The sequence below is a fragment of the Pseudomonas sp. MF6747 genome (assembly GCF_963890955.1).
GTDB lineage: Bacteria > Pseudomonadota > Gammaproteobacteria > Pseudomonadales > Pseudomonadaceae > Aquipseudomonas.
Window position 1 is genome coordinate 135,813 of record NZ_CAWPSZ010000045.1, and the last position, 15,802, is coordinate 151,614.

Here is a 15,802-nt window from a genome sequence, read left to right on the forward strand (position 1 = left end):
CAATGTGGGAGCGGGCTTGCCCGCGATGAGGGTGTGACGGTCAGCCTGTTGGGCACTGGTCCACCGCCATCGCAGGCAAGCCAGCTCCCACATTTTTTACCGTGTTCGGGCGGTGGTTTTTGCGTCAGCGAAAGATCAATGTGGGAGCGGGCTTGCCCGCGATGAGGGTGTGACGGTCAATCTGTTGGGGACTGGTCTACCGCTATCGCAGGCAAGCCAGCTCCCACACTGTTTACCGTGTTCAGGCGGTGGTTTTGCGCCAGCAGAAGATCAATGTGGGAGCGGGCTTGCCCGCGATGAGGGAGTGTCAGTCAATCTGTTGGGGACTGGTCTACCGCCATCGCAGGCAAGCCAGCTCCCACACTTTTCACCGTGTTCAGGCGGTGGTTTTTGCGCCAGCCAAAGTTCGAATGTGGGAGCGGGCCTTGGGCACGGCGGTACCGGCGGCGTTTTGTGGCTGAACGGCGCGGCCTAGAACACTGCCTTGACCTGCAAGCCCAGCACCAGTGCATTGTCGATCTCTGTACCCGCAAACGCCCCCGGCTCAATGATGTATTGCACATCCGGACGCAACGTCAGCCACGGCGTGGCCTGGTAGCCATAACTGAGTTCGATCAACTGCTCGGCATTGTTCAGGTTCGGATAGTCCGTCCCCGCGTTGAACGCTGCCAGTTCCTGCACGTCGCGACTGCGCGGGTTCGGCACCGCGCGGCCGTAACCCAGGGCGACGGTGTCGCGCGGGCGGCCTTCGAACGGTTTGTACAGCACTACGCCCGCGCCATACCACTTGCTGAACGGCGAGGCGGCCTCACTGGCGGCCGAGTATTGGCCGAAGGCGTGCAGCACGCGACCGGCGGATGCGCTGGACGACCACACGGCCTGGTCGATCAGCAGGTAGTGACCGTCGCGACCGCTGACGGTTTTATTGCTGCCGATGCGTTTCACATCGGAGCTGTCGTAGTAATACCCCAGCTTGTATTCACCCGGCAGCGTGCCCGCGTGTTTGTAGACCAGCTCGATAGGCACCACGGTGCCGGTGGTGTGCTTGGGCCCCAAGTGCCAGGCGCGGCTGGAATTGCCGTTGCTCGACGGGTCGACATTAAACGCCGCCACGCGCAGTTGCCACGCCGGGGAAAAGTCGTATTTCACCCGTGCGCCCAGGTGTGCGTTGGGGTAGTTGGCCCAGCCGCTGCCGCCGGACATGTTCAGCGGGTGCCCGCAGAAACCGGCGTTCATGAAGTTGCACAGGATGCCGCTGTCGAGGCCGCCGAGGTCGTTGCCCATGGCCATGTAGCCAAGCTTGACGTTCAGCGCGGGGGTGAACAGCGTGCGTTCGTAGCTCAATTCGGTGAGGCGGGTGTAGAGGCCGCCGTAGTTTTCCTGGATCGGCAGACGGTTGCCCACCAGGTCTTCGGAGGCGCTGTTGCCGCGCCGGTCGTTGATGGTCAGCTGGATGCGGTCGCCATTGTTCAGGCCGTAGAGCTTGCCGAGGTCGAACTGCACGCCAAGCTTGATGTTTTGCGAGTAGCGCGCCGAACGGTGTTGGCCGCCGTCGGCGTTGTAGGCGGTTTCGCCGCTGTAGTCGCCGGTGAAGCGGATGCCTTGCTCGTCGAGTTCACGGCGCAGGCCGCCCCAGTCGCCGGTCAGGGTGGTGTCGTCAGCTTGAACCGGCAGGGCGGCAGCAAAAGCCAGGCCCAGCACCAGGCGGCCAAGGGGCAAATGAGAAGTGGGGGTCATGCGTGGTTTTCCAGACAAAAAAGCGCGGTGCCGGGGGCGGCACCGCGCGAACACAGGGTTATGGCAGGGCGTAGGCGATCACGTAGTCGCCACGGTCAGTGGACTGGCGCGCGCCGCCGGCGGTGATGACGATGTATTGCTTGCCGGTTTTCGGCGACACATAGGTCATCGGGCCGCCTTGGCTGCCCACCGGCAGGCGGGCCTTCCAGACTTCATCACCGTTGCCGCTGTTGAAGGCGCGCAGGTAGAAGTCCTGGGTGCCGGCGATAAAGATCAGGCCGCCCTGGGTGGACAGCGTGCCGCCGAGGGTCGGCAGGCCAATCTTGATCGGCAGGTGCATGCGGATGCCCAGCGGGCCGGTGTCTTCAACCGTGCCCACCGGCACTTGCCAGGCGATCTGCTGGGTCTTCATGTCGATGGCGGTCAGGGTGCCGAACGGCGGCGCCTGGCACGGGATGCCGGCCACCGACAGGAAGCGGTTTTTGTTCACCGCATACGGCGTGCCCTTGAGTGGCACCGCGCCCATGCCGGTGTTCAGCGCTTCGCCACCGGACGAGGCCTGGGCCTTGTTCTGCGACGGCACCATCTGGATCCACAGGCCCAGGCGCATGTCGTTGACGAAGATAAAACCGTGCACCGGGTCGGTGGAAATGCTGCCCCAGTTCATGCCGCCCAGCGAGCCCGGAAAACTCAGCGATTTATCGGTGCCCGGCGCGGTGTACAGGCCTTCGTAGCGCATGCCCTTGAAGTCGATACGGCACAGCAATTGGTCGTAGGGCGTGGCGCCCCACATGTCCGATTCGTTCAGGGTTTGCGCGCCGATCTGAGGCATGCCCACCGATTTAGGCTGGGTCAACGAATACGGCTCGTTGGGAATGTTCGCGGCCTTGACCGGCACTTCCTTGACGTCTGTCAGCGGCTTGCCGGTGGCGCGGTCGAGCACGTAGATCTGCCCGGCCTTGGTGCCGATCACCACAGCCGGTACTGCCTTGTCGCTGCCCGGTGGGGTGAAATCGATCAGGCTCGGCTGCATCGGCAGGTCGAAGTCCCACAGGTCATTGTGGACGGTCTGGTACACCCACTTTTCTGCGCCGGTGGAGGCGTCCAGCGCCAGCACCGAGGCGCCGTATTTGTGATTCAGTTGGGTACGTTCAACGCCATAGATGTCGGTGGACGAGCTGCCCATCGGCAGAAAAACCGTGTTCATCAGCGGGTCGTATGACATTGGCGCCCAGCTGTTCGGCGTGCTGCGCACATAGGTGCTACCGGCGGCTGGCGCTTGTTTGTCTTCGGGATTGCCCGGGTCAAAGGCCCAGCGCATTTGGCCGGTGATCACGTCGAAACCACGGATCACGCCGCCGGGCATGTCGGTTTGTACGTTATCGGCGACGCGGCCACCCACCACGACGGTGGTGCCGGCCATCAACGGTGCCGACGACAATTGGTAGTAGCTGTCTGGCACATCGCCCAGGCCGGCTTTCAGGTCCACTTGGCCGTGGGTGCCGAAGTCTTCGCAGAACTTGCCGGTGTCGGCATCCACCGCAATCAGGCGTGCATCAATGGTGTTGGTCAGCAGGCGACGCTGGCATTGCGCACCGGCTGGCACGCTGGCGGCCATGATCGGCGAGCTGTTGGGTTGGGTCGGCTGAGCGATGGGCGCGGTGGCGTCGAAATACGCCATGCCACGGCAACGCTGCCACACCGCCGATTTGGCATTGACTTCGTTCTTCCACAGCTCTTTGCCGGTGTCGGCATCCAGCGCGATCAGGTTGTTGTGCGGCGTGCAGATAAACACCTTGTTGCCGATCTGCAGGGGCGTCAGTTGGTCTTCGGCACCGTTGCCGTCGCTGATGGCAACGTCGCCGGTGTGGTAGGTCCACGCCACTTTGAGCTTGTTGACGGTGTCGCGGTTGATCTGGTCCAGCGCTGCAAAACGGCTGCCGCCTTCGGTGTTGCCGTAGTGCGCCCAGTCTTTTTGTGCATCGGCTGCAGCCACTGGCGTGATGCCTGGGCCTTTACCGGTGGGCGCCACGCTTGGGTGCGCCACGAACATGTTGCCTGCAGCGACGGCCACGCCTACTGCCAACACGGCAGCAATGCCATACGCGCCGCGAGCGGGCTTGCCCACCAGCAACGGATACACCAACGCCACCACCACGCCGATCACCGCAAACATGAACAGCCGCGAAAACAGCGGCCAGTACACCAGCCCTACGTCCGCCACTGCCCAGACAGCCGTGCCCACCAGAAAAGCGGCGAACAGCCACGCGCCAGCCGGGTTGCGCCGCGCGATCAACAGGCCGGAAACGGCCATGGCCACGCCACCGATGAGGAAGTACCAGGAACCGCCCAGGCTGACCAGTTTGGCGCCGCCAACGGCCAGGGCCACGCCGAGCAGGGCAATGATGATGCCCAGGCCCAGCAGAAGATATCGTGAGGCGCCAGCGGCGCGGGATGCTCGTTTCATGTCGACAGGACTCGAAGGTGAGTGACTAAAGGTCGAATGTTAGCAAGATAAGTAACTGGTTAGTACATTCTACTGGGTAATAGTCTTTTACAGCCTTCGGGATGGTGTTGTTGCAAACCGGCTTGGAGGCGCCGGCAGGCTTTGTGTGGCGAGCAGGCTTGCCCTGCGTTGGGCGGCGAAGCAGTCCTGAAAACAAACACCGCGTTCTGGCTGGCAGACCGCGGTGTTTTTATTGGGGCCGCTTCGCCGCCCAACGCAGGGCAAGCCTGCTGGCCACTTCAAGGATGTTGGCCAGTTAAAGCCTGCCCATCACAGAGCGTCGTGTTTTCACTCCAGGGAGGCAAGAAACTCGGCTACACACGTCATGCACGCGTCACGCTCTTCAACATGCGGCATATGGCTGGAATGCTCGAAAATCTGCCAGCGCACGTCGCTGATGCCGTCGGCAAACGGCTGCACCGTGGCTGGTGTGGCTTCGTCGAAGCGGCCGGAGATCAACAGCGTCGGCACCTGGATCTGCGGCAGCCGATCAATGATCGTCCAGTTGCGCATGCTGCCGATCACATGGAACTCAGTGGGACCATTCATCGCGTGGTAAACGGTAGGGTCTTCTTCGATGGCGGCATTGGTGCGCTCAACTTCGGCGGGCACCGGCAGGGTACGGCACACATGGCGCGCATAAAACACCTCCGCCGCGGCGAGGTATTCAGCGGTGTCGGTGGTGCCGGCGGCTTCATGGCGCAGCAACGTGGCCTGCACCTCAGGCGGCAGCGCCTGGCGCAGCTCATTCGCTGCTTCGCACCACAAATCCATCGAGGCTGGCGAGTTGGCAATAATCAACGCTTTCAAGCCGGCAGGCTGGCGCACCGCGTGCTCGGCGCCGAGCATGCCGCCCCAGGACTGGCCCAGCAGCGCGTAGTCACTGATCTCAAGGTGCTCGACCAGGTTGTCCAGCTCTGCCAGGAACAGCTCCACGCTCCAGAAATCGACGGAGGCGCCGGGTAAGTGGGTCGAGCGGCCATTGCCGACCTGATCGTAGTGCACCACCGAGCGGCCAGTGGCGGCCAGGTCTTTGAAACTGTCGACGTAGTCATGGGTGCAGCCCGGGCCGCCGTGGGCAATGATCAAGGGCAGGCGCCCTGAACTCAAATCGCCAGTGACCCGGAACCACGTCCGATAGCCACGGAAATCGGCATAACCTTCGCGAACCTGCATGCTGTGTACCTCCTTGGAATTGATGCGGTACAGGCTAACCAAAACCGCGCGTCAGGTGCACTGGTAGAAATGATAGGTTCTACGCGTGCAGCAAACGGTCACCGCCCAACGCATCACGCTGCATCGATTGCAGGTTTTTCTCGATGGTCTCGCAGAGGGTTTCCATCTGGATCTGGTGTTCGCTGGAGTGAAACGGGCTTTGCAGGTCGGTGCCGATGCGTTCGATCGCCAGCAGCATAAAGCCCACCACCGTCGACGCCAGCGGCGTGAACCAGCCCAGGGATTCCACCAGGCCCACCGGCACGATCAGGCAGAACAGCGAGATAAACAGCCGCGGGAAATACACGTAAGGGTAGGGCAGCGGCGTATTGGCGATGCGTTCCATACCGCCCTGGGCGTTGGACAAGTCCACCAGAGTGGACTCCAACCGAGCCAGGCGAATGCTGTCCAGGTGCCCAGTCTTGTATTCACGCGCCAATAACGCTGCAGAGCCGGTGAGGATGTCATTGGCAAAGTTATTGGTGGCGCCCTTGCGCGCGAACTCTTCAGCCGGGATAAACGCACGCACCTCGTCCGGGCATGGATTGCCCCTTAGGTGTGCCGCCAGGCAATTCACATACGCCACATGGCGGCGCAACAGCGTGGCCTTGGCTGGGTTCACCTCGCCTTCAGGGTCGTCGAGCAGGGTCAGTACCTGGCGTGCAAAGCTGCGCGAGTTATTCACCATCGCGCCCCACAGCGTGCGGGCTTCCCACCAGCGGTTATAGGCGCTGCTGTTGCGAAAACTGATCAGCACCACCAGGGCCGAACCCAGCAATGTCAGCGGCATCAGCGGCAGATTGATCTTGGTGGTCAGAAACAGCATGAAATCCACCGTGACGGCGACATCCCACAACAATAGCCAGAACAGGGACCAGCCCACATAGCCCATGGTCTTGATGACCAAGCGGTATTTTTTGATGATGGCGGCTTTCAAACGTGAACCTCGAAGCGGGCGATAAGCAACAGTGCTTAAGCTCGGACGCCCGTTTGCGGAGAAAGGTTCGCATTGGACCTGAATCGTTTAAGTTGCGGGTTATCAGGTTTCACACGCTGACTTACTAGGCGGGGGCGGCCGGCGTAAGTGGTCCGCAGCACAGACGCCGTTGATGTTTACCCTGCAAATCCGGCGATTTGGATAAATGGGAGCCTGAAAGTGAGGCGTTTATCTGCGCATTGCATGAGTGTGGGTTGAAACGGCGAGGGTGTTATCTGATCGACGTGCCAACCACGAATGTCTCTTGCCTCTTGAAATTCAAGATGCGCCTGGCAGCCGCTACCGCATGCTTGGAGAGCGCTTCCATGCGTGGAGATTGCAAAGCCCAAGCGTGCCAATACAACGCAACGTCGGTGAAATGCCCAGGGACCAGATCCACGAGATCTCCATTTTTAAGCAAGGTACTGGCTTTCATCTGCGGAACCATGCCGTAGCCGAGGCCATGACGTATCGCCCGAAAGCGCGCTTCGGGCAGCGACAGGTAGTGGCTCGGAAAGGCATCTGCATGCAGGCCCAAACGCGACTGTAAAAATTCTGACTGCAATGTGTCTTTGCGAGAGTAGGCAAGCACCGGTGCCCTGCGTGCGGCGTCGCGTGTCAGCCCGGACGGGAACCATCGCGCCTGAAAGGCCTTCGATGCCACCAATTGGTAGCGAACCGACCCTAGCGGTTCTGCAAAGCAGCCACGCATCGGCACTGGACGCGTGCCTATACACCCAATGACTTGCCCACTTTCCAGCAGGGCATACGTATGGTCCTGATCATCGACCACGAGCTCCAAGAGAATCTTTTCGCTGACAAACGTCTCTGCCAATGCCGGGAAAAACCATGTGTTCAAGGTGTCGCCGTTCACGCCTATTACCAACCGTACATAGTCCTCGCCGGTTCCTGCTATATCGTTGAGCAATTCTTCCTCCAGCACTGTCGCGCGACGCAGGTAAGTCATCAACTTCCTCCCAATCTGAGTCGGCTCGCACGGCCGCCCCCGTACCACCACGGAGCTACCCAGACGCGCTTCCAGTGCATGTATCCGCTGTGAGACGGCTGACGGAGTCACTTTCAGGTATTCGGCTGCCTTTTCGAAGCTGCCACCTTCGATGACGGCCATAAATGCCTGCATGTGCTTCGCATCGAGCTTCATCGTCGAATTCCTGATTAAGTATTTCTTATGGGTACTGAAATATACTTCGTTGTACTTCACTTTTATTTCAATGCATTCAATGATGACTTCAGGGCGACACAAGGTAATTTCCCGGTGCAGTGCCCGACCCGATCTTCGCCACAGTTTAGAGGTGGCGCAGGGGAGGTACTGTTTAACCCCAGGCGTTAAGCATGAGATGTGTGTTTATGATTTTGCTCGCGTTGACGTTGTGTGCGTGCACAACCTCTGTCCGCAATTGGACGAGAATAGACGGGCAAACCACGGATATAGCGCAAGACAAAGCCCGTTGTCAGTACGAGGCCAAAGCGACGACGGCAAGCTATCACTCCTCGCCCTCGGCTGACGACAAAACGTCCGGCATGGGCAATGCCGTGGGTGACGGGATTGTTATTGCGCAAAAACAAGTTGAACTGATCAACGACTGCCTGCGGGAAAAGGGTTATGTCGGGCAATAAAAAATAGACACAGGGTGGGCCGTTGATAGTCGCCTGGCTGTGCTGTCGAGTTGTGTGCCGGTGGTTTTATACCACCGGTGTTTTCCTGATTATTCAAGATTAAGGCATTTGGTTTTCAGCAGGGTGCAGTCAATTTAATTGGTCAGTGCTCGCGTTATCGGCCGCCTTGATATTGTTTATGTGTTTGTTATGGAAGTTTGCCTCCAAAGGATTTTACAGAAGTAGTTGTAAAGGTGTTTCAAAATGAAAGCCGAAAAAGTTCTGGTGCTGCGAACATGCGCAAATAATATGGCCGACCACTGTGGTCTGATCTGGCCTGTTTCAGGACGGGTCGAATGCAAGTTTTGGGAACCCACCCTAAAGCTTGAAAATGGGTTGACTGGCGTGTTGTGGGGGCAGGGCGCGAGTGCGCAGTTGAGCCCGCAGGCAGACGCGAGATGGGTAGTGTGTGAAGTGGCAGTGAGTGACCTGATTTTCCTCGAAGAGGATGAAGGCGTGAAATTTTCTCGTGCTGAAGTTGTTCATGTCGGTACGCGAAGCAGTGCACTGGACTTTATTCAGGACAATGCCTGCAAGTATGAAGCCTCCACGACAAATTTGATTGAGGCCTTGGTTATTCCTGATGCGCAATCAGGGACGAAGGCTGTTCTTCCCGCCCTGCCGGTTGTGACCAAGGCTCCTGCCGATGTGGTCACTCGCCGTACTACGGTGCGTTCTACGCAAACGCTGGAAACGGCCGTTTATGGCAGTACCCTCACTGGCGCTAATCAGAGCCAACTCATTGCAGGCTACGGCAGCACTGAAACTGCCGGAGACAGCAGCACATTGATTGCAGGCTATGGCAGTACCGGAACGTCGGGTTCTGATAGCTCAATCATTGCCGGCTACGGCAGTACACAAACCGCGGGCGATGAAAGCTCCCTGATGGCGGGGTACGGCAGTACACAAACAGCCAAGGTGGGCAGTGATCTCACCGCCGGCTACGGCAGCACCGGCACTGCCGGCTCCGACAGTTCGCTCATTGCCGGGTATGGCAGCACGCAAACGGCAGGCGGCGAAAGCTCGTTGACCGCCGGTTACGGCAGTACCCAAACGGCCCAAGTGGGCAGTGATCTCACCGCCGGCTACGGCAGCACTGGCACTGCCGGCTCCGACAGTTCGCTCATTGCCGGGTATGGCAGCACGCAAACGGCAGGCGGCGAAAGCTCGTTGACCGCCGGTTACGGCAGCACTCAAACCGCCGGCTACAACAGCAGCCTGACGACGGGTTATGGCAGCACCCAGACTGCGGGTTACGACAGTGTCATGACTGCGGGGTATGGCAGTACGCTGACCGCCCTGGACAGCAGTACGCTGACTGCCGGCTATGGCAGCACGCAAACCGCCGGATTTGGCAGTTCGTTAATGGCCGGCTACGGCAGTTCGCAGACTGCCGGTTGTGAAAGCACATTAACGGCCGGTTATGGCAGTACCCAGATGGCGGAGCGCGACAGCACGCTCACCGCAGGCTATGGCAGCACCGGTACTGCCGGGCAGGACAGCTCGCTGATTGCCGGTTATGGCAGCAGCTTGACCAGTGGCACGCGCAGCTTTTTGACCGCGGGCTACGGCAGCACACTCATCAGTGGACTGCACAGTGTACTGACGGCGGGCTACGGCAGCAGTCTTACCTCAGGCATGCGCAGCAGCCTGACGGCGGGATACGGCAGCAACCAGATTGCGAGCCATAAGAGTTCGCTGATTGCGGGCCATGAGAGCACCCAGATTGCAGGGCACAAAAGTATGTTGATTGCCGGCAAAAACAGTTCGCAAACTGCGGGTTCTCGCAGCACGTTGATCGCCGGCGCTAAAAGTATCCAGATGGCGGGCGACCGCAGCAAGCTGACTGCCGGTGCAGACAGCACCCAGACAGCCGGCGATCGCAGCAAGCTTTTGGCCGGTAGCAACAGTTACCTGACGGCTGGCGACCGGAGCAAACTCACTGCCGGCGACGATTGTGTGCTGATGGCCGGGGACCGTAGCAAGCTGACGGCTGGCAAGAACTGCGTATTGACCGCAGGCGCTGACAGCAGGCTTATAGGGAGTCTGGGCTCGACGCTTTCAGGCGGGGAGAACTCGACACTGGTGTTCCGCTGCTGGGACGGTAAGCGCTACACCAACGTGGTCGTCAAGACGGGCAACGACGGCGTAGAAGCTGATGTTCCGTATCAAATTGACGAGGACAGCAACGTTCTAATCAAGGCTGAGGACAGCCACAGTGTGGCGGACCCGTCTCAGCTTCAGCCATGAACTTATTCTCTAAACCCGCCTGGGGCCGAGCGCTGAAAACCTAACCCCCCAGGTGCTTTCAATCATTCTTGTGAAGGGCAACATGACGCTGTGACGAAGCCCCGATGAAGGCCAATGCAAAACGCCCCGACTTGTTTGGGGCGTTTTGTCATCAATCGGCGAAAGGCAGGTAGAGGAAACGAACACGGTGATCCTCGTCGTCTGCCATCTTCTTCAATGATTATGCAATTGTGCATTTATATGTTTGCGTTAATGCATATTAACGCCTAGGGTTAGGTCGAGCCAGATCGGAACGCGCCCTCTAATCCGGGCATCTCGGAACGTCGATAGCTCAGCTGCACCGCTGTACCTTTACACGCTGGATGCGTGTTTTCATTCATGGAGGATTGAAAAATGTTAACCCCTGAAACAACCCGATTCACCGGCGACACACAGCCCAACTGCCTGATCGGCCATCTGCTCGACCCGCAACTGGTCGAAGCGGCGCATCAGACTAAAGCAATGGCTGGCGCCAGCCTGAATTTCAGCATGCAGAAACAAACCCAGACCAACTGGTGCTGGGCGGCGGTTTCCGCGTCGGTCGGCAACTACTACGGCACCGGGTCCTGGACCCAGTGCGGTGTCGCCAGCAACGCGCTGGACCGCAACTGCTGCAATCAGCCCGGCCCGTGCAACGTCTACGGCTATCTGGATTCCGCCCTGCGAATCACGCGCAGCTACAACGGCATGAATCAAGGCTCGCTGCAGATGTCGGCTATCCAGAACCAGCTCAACATGGGCCGCCCTATCGGTTTGCGTTGCGCCTGGTACGGTGGCGGTGCGCACTTTCTGGTGATCTATGGCACCAACGGCAACTACCTGTTGATCGCAGATTCGATCTACGGCTATTCGACTCGCGCATTGAACTCGTTCCCCGGTTCTTACAACGGCGGCGGCAATTGGACCAACACTTACTTCACCGTAAAGAACTGAGGAGGGCTGCATCATGCAACTGACTTATCCAAAGGCGCCTTCCAACGGCGTACAGGTACTGCGTCCGGCGCTGCAAGCCGCGCTGCAAACTCAGGGCTTCGGCGTCAATCGCCAATTCGCAGCCGCCGTGCCAGGCCAAATCAGGCTGAGCGAAGGCTATCGTGGCTACTCGCTCAGCCTGGAGGACCTGAGCCTCGGTAAGGGCCTCAAAGACGCTGAGGTCGGCGATTGGCATTACCTGGTATTTGCCGATGGCGCGACGATTGCGGACGCGCAATTGGCCGACGTACGTGGGCATGTCGAGTTCGCTTCGCTCAACCACGGGACGTTGGCAGCGGCGACGGTGGATGCGCTGAAACTGGCGGAACAGTCGCCGCAATTGCAGGGTAAAACCGTGGAACTGCGCGTGTTGTTTATCTCGGCACTGCACGTTGTGGCCATCTGGCTGCACGCCGACGGCGAAGAGGTGCTGATCCCGATTGAGCCGACCCCCAAGGAACTGGCGGCCACTCAGTTGTACAGTGAGGCGGCACTGCTCGCTTTGCTCAAGCCGGCGGCTGATCAGGCCCGTCAGCGCTTCGACGCCGACACCCGTGGCGAGTTGGGCAGTTGATAAAACCCTAGGGTAAAAAAACCCGGACATTGTCCGGGTTTTTTATCGAAACGGCTCAGCGAATCAGGGTCAGTCAGACGTGATACGCAGCCTGGGGCGGCGGAGAAAAAATCACATAGGTTTTTCGAGATCATCCGGCGTTGATTTTCGACCGGACTCGGCTGATGTTTTTTCATTTTTCCACTGACGGCGTAAAGCGATGGGCGGCGTACCACTTCAGCATTCGCTACACCCAGCGGCGTCCAAATATGGAAGATAAGGGGCCGGGCATTCTCTCCTGTGGGACGCTCACACGTGGTTTGCTCTGTGTGACCTGGCCCAGGCATGGGGCGATCAGCATCCTCGTTTAGCGCCGGGTTGGAGATCATTCGCCGGGCGCGGCCCGCAACAAGCAACATATTCCAACCCGCAAAAAACAATCCCAGCCCGAGGCAGTAGGGGACCGTGCCGATATAGTGTGTTGGGTAGGGTTGGAAGAAGAACACGGCCAGAGCGATTTCGACCCCGCCGCCGAACATTGCGATACGAAAGGTTCGGTAGCGGACAACGTAAACGGACACGATCTGCAGCAAGCCGTCGGCTAAAAACAACGTGCCGAAGATCATGGAAAGAATAAAGTTGCCGTGGTGGTGGCCTGCCAGGATCAGTGCTGCAGCCGTCACGAAAGACAAGCCTTTGAGGTAGCGAAGCTTGCGCTGCCCGACGATCCCGCTGTGTGCCACGACCAACGTCGCACTGCCTTCGATCAACAGTAACCAGGCGAAAGGGTTTATCGGGAAGTACAGTGCGTCATCCAGTGCATCAATGAATAGGATGCTCCCGCACAGGGTGCCGACAACCCCAATGGCTGTCAGCGTGCGCCAATATGACCGAAGGTAATCAACCCCCAATAGCAGTATGACAAGCCTGACCATTGCACCGTCCTCTACCCTTGAACCAGCGTATTAAGCCGGCAGTGGTCACGTTCCCATTTGGGTGTTGAGTCTCCAGCACAACGCGATGTGCACCGCCGCTTGACGGGCAGCCTGCGGTTCTGAGAACAAAGCGTGTTCTCAGCCAGAGGACAGAAGCGCGGTCGGCGTGCAACAGGTCATTTTCAAGCTGCAGCGGGGCGAGAGGCGTGGAGGGCGCCGCGAAGGGGGACTGCGAGCATCGTGCGCACATGGCCGGTTCCTCGAACTGACCTCCTGAGCGTAGACGATGAATTTACAGCGGCGTCAGCACGTTCATCACCGTGTCCAGCGCCACGCGCGTGTCATCCAGCTGCACCAGCGAGGCGTGCCGGGCGCCGAGGGCATCACGGTTTTGGATCGCCGTGAGAATGGCCTTGTGGCGGGGCAGGCTCAGGCCCTGGATGTCCGGGCGGCGATTGGTGATGTTGATCGACTCGCGCAGCGGCAGCGACAGCATGTTGCACATGTAGGCGAGCAAGTCGTTGCGGGTGGCGTCAGCAATCGCGCGGTAGAAGTCCAGGTCGGCCTGCAGCAGGTCGTCATGGGTCTTCGCGGTTTCCATGCCCAGGTAGGCTTTTTCGATGGTGGCGATGTCTTCATCGGTGGCGGTAGTCGCGGCCATGGCGGCGATTTCCGGTTCGAGGATGCGTCGCACGCCGGCCAGGGTGTTGAAAAACTCACTGTGAGGCGTGGTCTGCATCAGCCAGGACAACACGTCAGGGTCGAGCAAATGCCATTTCAAGCGCGGGCGCACCACCGCGCCCACCCGAGGTTTGGAATACACCAGGCCCTTGGCGCTGAGCACGCGCGTCGCCTCGCGCAACACCGAACGGCTGACCTTGTACTCCTCGCACAGCGTGGCCTCCATGGGCAGGCGTTCTTCGGGTTTGAAGCGACCGGAAACGATGTGCATGCCCAAGTCCTGGACGATCTGGGCATGCATGCTCTTGCGCGGCTTGGACGGCTGGTGATCCATAACGAACGGGAGGCCCTGGCTAAATAGGCGGCATCATAGCATCCCAATTAGTGGGAATGACGCGGGACTTCAGCCCCACGGCAGCCCACCAGGAAGTCAAAGTCACAGCCTTGGTCGGCCTGCAACACGTGGTCGATATACAGCTGACGGTAGCCGCCGACGATCAGCTTCTGCGGTGGCGGCAGGTCAGCCATGCGTGCCGCCAGCTCTGCGTCGGGGATGTCCAGGTGCAGGCGGCCATTGGCGCAATCGAGTTCAATCCAGTCGCCTTCCTTCACCGTGGCCAGCGGCCCACCGGCGGCGGCTTCCGGTGCCACGTGCAATACCACCGTGCCGTAAGCGGTGCCGCTCATGCGCGCATCGGAAATCCTCACCATATCGGTCACGCCCTGGGCCAGCAGCTTGGCCGGCAAGCCCATGTTGCCGACTTCGGCCATGCCCGGGTAACCCTTGGGGCCGCAGTTTTTCATGACCAGGATCGAATCGGCATCCACGTCCAGCTCCGGGTCATTGATGCGCGCCTTGTACATGTCAAAGTCCTCGAACACCACTGCCCGGCCACGGTGCTGCATCAACTCGGGGCTGGCGGCCGATGGTTTGAGCACGGCGCCCAACGGCGCCAGGTTGCCACGCAGCACGCAAATGCCGCCGTCGGCGCGGATCGGGTTGTCGAGGGTGCGGATCACTTCGTCCTGGCCGTAAATCGGCGAGTCCTTGGTGTTCTCGCCCAGGGACTTGCCGTTGACGGTCAAGGCGTCCGGGTGGGGGATAAGGTTGGCTTCGCCAAGACGGCGCAGCACAGCGGGCAGGCCGCCGGCGTAATAGAACTCTTCCATCAGGAAGCGCCCAGACGGTTGCAGGTCGACGATGGTCGGCACGCCGCGGCCCATGCGCGTCCAGTCATCCAGGTCGAGCTCGACACCGATGCGCCCGGCGATGGCTTTCAAATGAATCACCGCGTTGGTTGAGCCGCCGATGGCGGCATTCACGCGGATCGCGTTTTCAAACGCTTGCTTGGTGAGGATCTTCGACAGCTTCAAGTCTTCGCGCACCATTTCTACCGCGCGCATGCCGGACATATGCGCCAGCACATACCGACGCGCATCCACCGCCGGGATCGCCGCGTTGTGGGGCAGGGAAGTGCCCAGTGCCTCGGCCATGCAGGCCATGGTGGAGGCCGTGCCCATGGTGTTGCAGGTACCGGCCGAGCGCGACATGCCGCCTTCGGCCGCGAGGAAATCGTCCAGGGTGATGGTGCCGGCCTTGACCTGTTCGCTGAGCTGCCACACCACCGTGCCCGAGCCGATGTCCTGGCCTTTGTGTTTGCCATTGAGCATCGGCCCGCCGGTGACGACGATGGCCGGCACGTCGCAACTGGCCGCGCCCATCAGCAGCGCCGGGGTGGTTTTGTCGCAACCGGTCAGCAGCACCACGCCGTCGATGGGGTTGCCGCGAATCGCTTCCTCCACGTCCATGCTCGCCAGGTTGCGGGTGAGCATGGCGGTGGGCCGCAGGTTGGACTCGCCATTGGAAAACACCGGGAATTCCACCGGGAAGCCACCGGCCTCGATGACACCACGTTTGACATGCTCGGCGATCTGGCGGAAGTGCGCGTTGCACGGCGTCAGCTCCGACCAGGTGTTGCAGATCCCGATGATCGGTTTGCCATGGAACTGATGGTCGGCGATGCCCTGGTTCTTCATCCAGCTGCGGTACATGAAGCCGTTCTTGTCGGCGGTGCCAAACCAATGGGCGGAGCGGAGGGTGGGCGTTTTATCAGGCATGGTGGTCTCTCTTATTGTATGACTATATGTTCTATATGCGGCTAAACACATGCGCAAAATCGAGGCTTTGGAAGTGTTGTTTTGCAAATAGTCCTACTATATAGTCAGACTTAACTGAGGCATGACCCTGGCGGTTTTTCGCG

11 protein-coding genes and 1 pseudogene are annotated in these 15,802 nt (G+C 59.8%); 4 read left to right on the plus strand and 8 right to left on the minus strand.

The window, feature by feature from the left end; translation table 11 throughout:
• Window positions 1-471 precede the first annotated feature (471 nt).
• The 5 genes from AACW30_RS24640 to argP form a co-directional block, all read right to left on the minus strand.
• Window positions 472-1,737 carry a carbohydrate porin gene (locus AACW30_RS24640; RefSeq protein ID WP_200623680.1) on the minus strand — a complete coding sequence of 422 codons (1,266 nt, stop codon included), beginning with the start codon at window positions 1,735-1,737 and terminating at the stop codon, window positions 472-474.
• A gap of 58 nt (window positions 1,738-1,795) precedes the next feature.
• Window positions 1,796-4,204, minus strand: coding sequence for a glucose/quinate/shikimate family membrane-bound PQQ-dependent dehydrogenase (locus AACW30_RS24645; RefSeq protein ID WP_200623681.1), 2,409 nt, complete (start codon window positions 4,202-4,204; stop codon window positions 1,796-1,798).
• Between the two features lie 327 nt (window positions 4,205-4,531).
• Window positions 4,532-5,419 (minus strand): proline iminopeptidase-family hydrolase, encoded by an 888-nt coding sequence (locus AACW30_RS24650; protein ID WP_200623682.1) that lies wholly within the window; start codon window positions 5,417-5,419, stop codon window positions 4,532-4,534.
• Between the two features lie 79 nt (window positions 5,420-5,498).
• Complete coding sequence (locus AACW30_RS24655) at window positions 5,499-6,395, minus strand: bestrophin family protein (RefSeq protein WP_106579800.1); 897 nt, start codon at window positions 6,393-6,395, stop codon at window positions 5,499-5,501.
• 271 nt (window positions 6,396-6,666) lie between these two features.
• The gene (gene argP, locus AACW30_RS24660) at window positions 6,667-7,698 is read right to left on the minus strand and encodes an HTH-type transcriptional regulator ArgP (protein WP_234452509.1); all 1,032 of its coding nucleotides are present in this window, start codon (window positions 7,696-7,698) and stop codon (window positions 6,667-6,669) included.
• 104 nt (window positions 7,699-7,802) lie between these two features.
• On the opposite strand from argP, the gene AACW30_RS24665 reads away from it, so the two are divergent.
• From AACW30_RS24665 to AACW30_RS24680, 4 genes and pseudogenes are all read left to right on the plus strand, one after another.
• Window positions 7,803-8,072, plus strand: a complete 270-nt coding sequence (locus tag AACW30_RS24665; RefSeq protein ID WP_200623683.1) for a hypothetical protein — start codon at window positions 7,803-7,805, stop codon at window positions 8,070-8,072.
• A 735-nt stretch (window positions 8,073-8,807) separates the two neighbouring features.
• Window positions 8,808-10,361, plus strand: a pseudogene (locus tag AACW30_RS24670) (Ice nucleation protein); the annotation flags it as partial.
• 393 nt (window positions 10,362-10,754) lie between these two features.
• On the plus strand, window positions 10,755-11,333 hold the full coding sequence (locus AACW30_RS24675; RefSeq protein ID WP_119736146.1) for a papain-like cysteine protease family protein: 579 nt from the start codon (window positions 10,755-10,757) through the stop codon (window positions 11,331-11,333).
• Window positions 11,334-11,346: 13 nt separating this feature from the next.
• Window positions 11,347-11,946 (plus strand): hypothetical protein, encoded by a 600-nt coding sequence (locus tag AACW30_RS24680; RefSeq protein ID WP_200623685.1) that lies wholly within the window; start codon window positions 11,347-11,349, stop codon window positions 11,944-11,946.
• Here AACW30_RS24680 and AACW30_RS24685 read toward each other — a convergent pair.
• The 3 genes from AACW30_RS24685 to AACW30_RS24695 all read right to left on the minus strand — a co-directional run bounded on the left by AACW30_RS24685 (window position 11,904) and on the right by AACW30_RS24695 (window position 15,659).
• Window positions 11,904-12,860: an HdeD family acid-resistance protein gene (locus AACW30_RS24685; RefSeq protein ID WP_200623686.1), complete on the minus strand. Its 957-nt coding sequence runs from the start codon at window positions 12,858-12,860 to the stop codon at window positions 11,904-11,906. The genes AACW30_RS24680 and AACW30_RS24685 overlap by 43 nt on opposite strands.
• Before the next feature lie 292 nt (window positions 12,861-13,152).
• Window positions 13,153-13,875: a FadR/GntR family transcriptional regulator gene (locus tag AACW30_RS24690; RefSeq protein WP_200623687.1), complete on the minus strand. Its 723-nt coding sequence runs from the start codon at window positions 13,873-13,875 to the stop codon at window positions 13,153-13,155.
• 47 nt (window positions 13,876-13,922) lie between these two features.
• Complete coding sequence (locus AACW30_RS24695) at window positions 13,923-15,659, minus strand: IlvD/Edd family dehydratase (protein WP_200623688.1); 1,737 nt, start codon at window positions 15,657-15,659, stop codon at window positions 13,923-13,925.
• Window positions 15,660-15,802 lie beyond the last annotated feature (143 nt).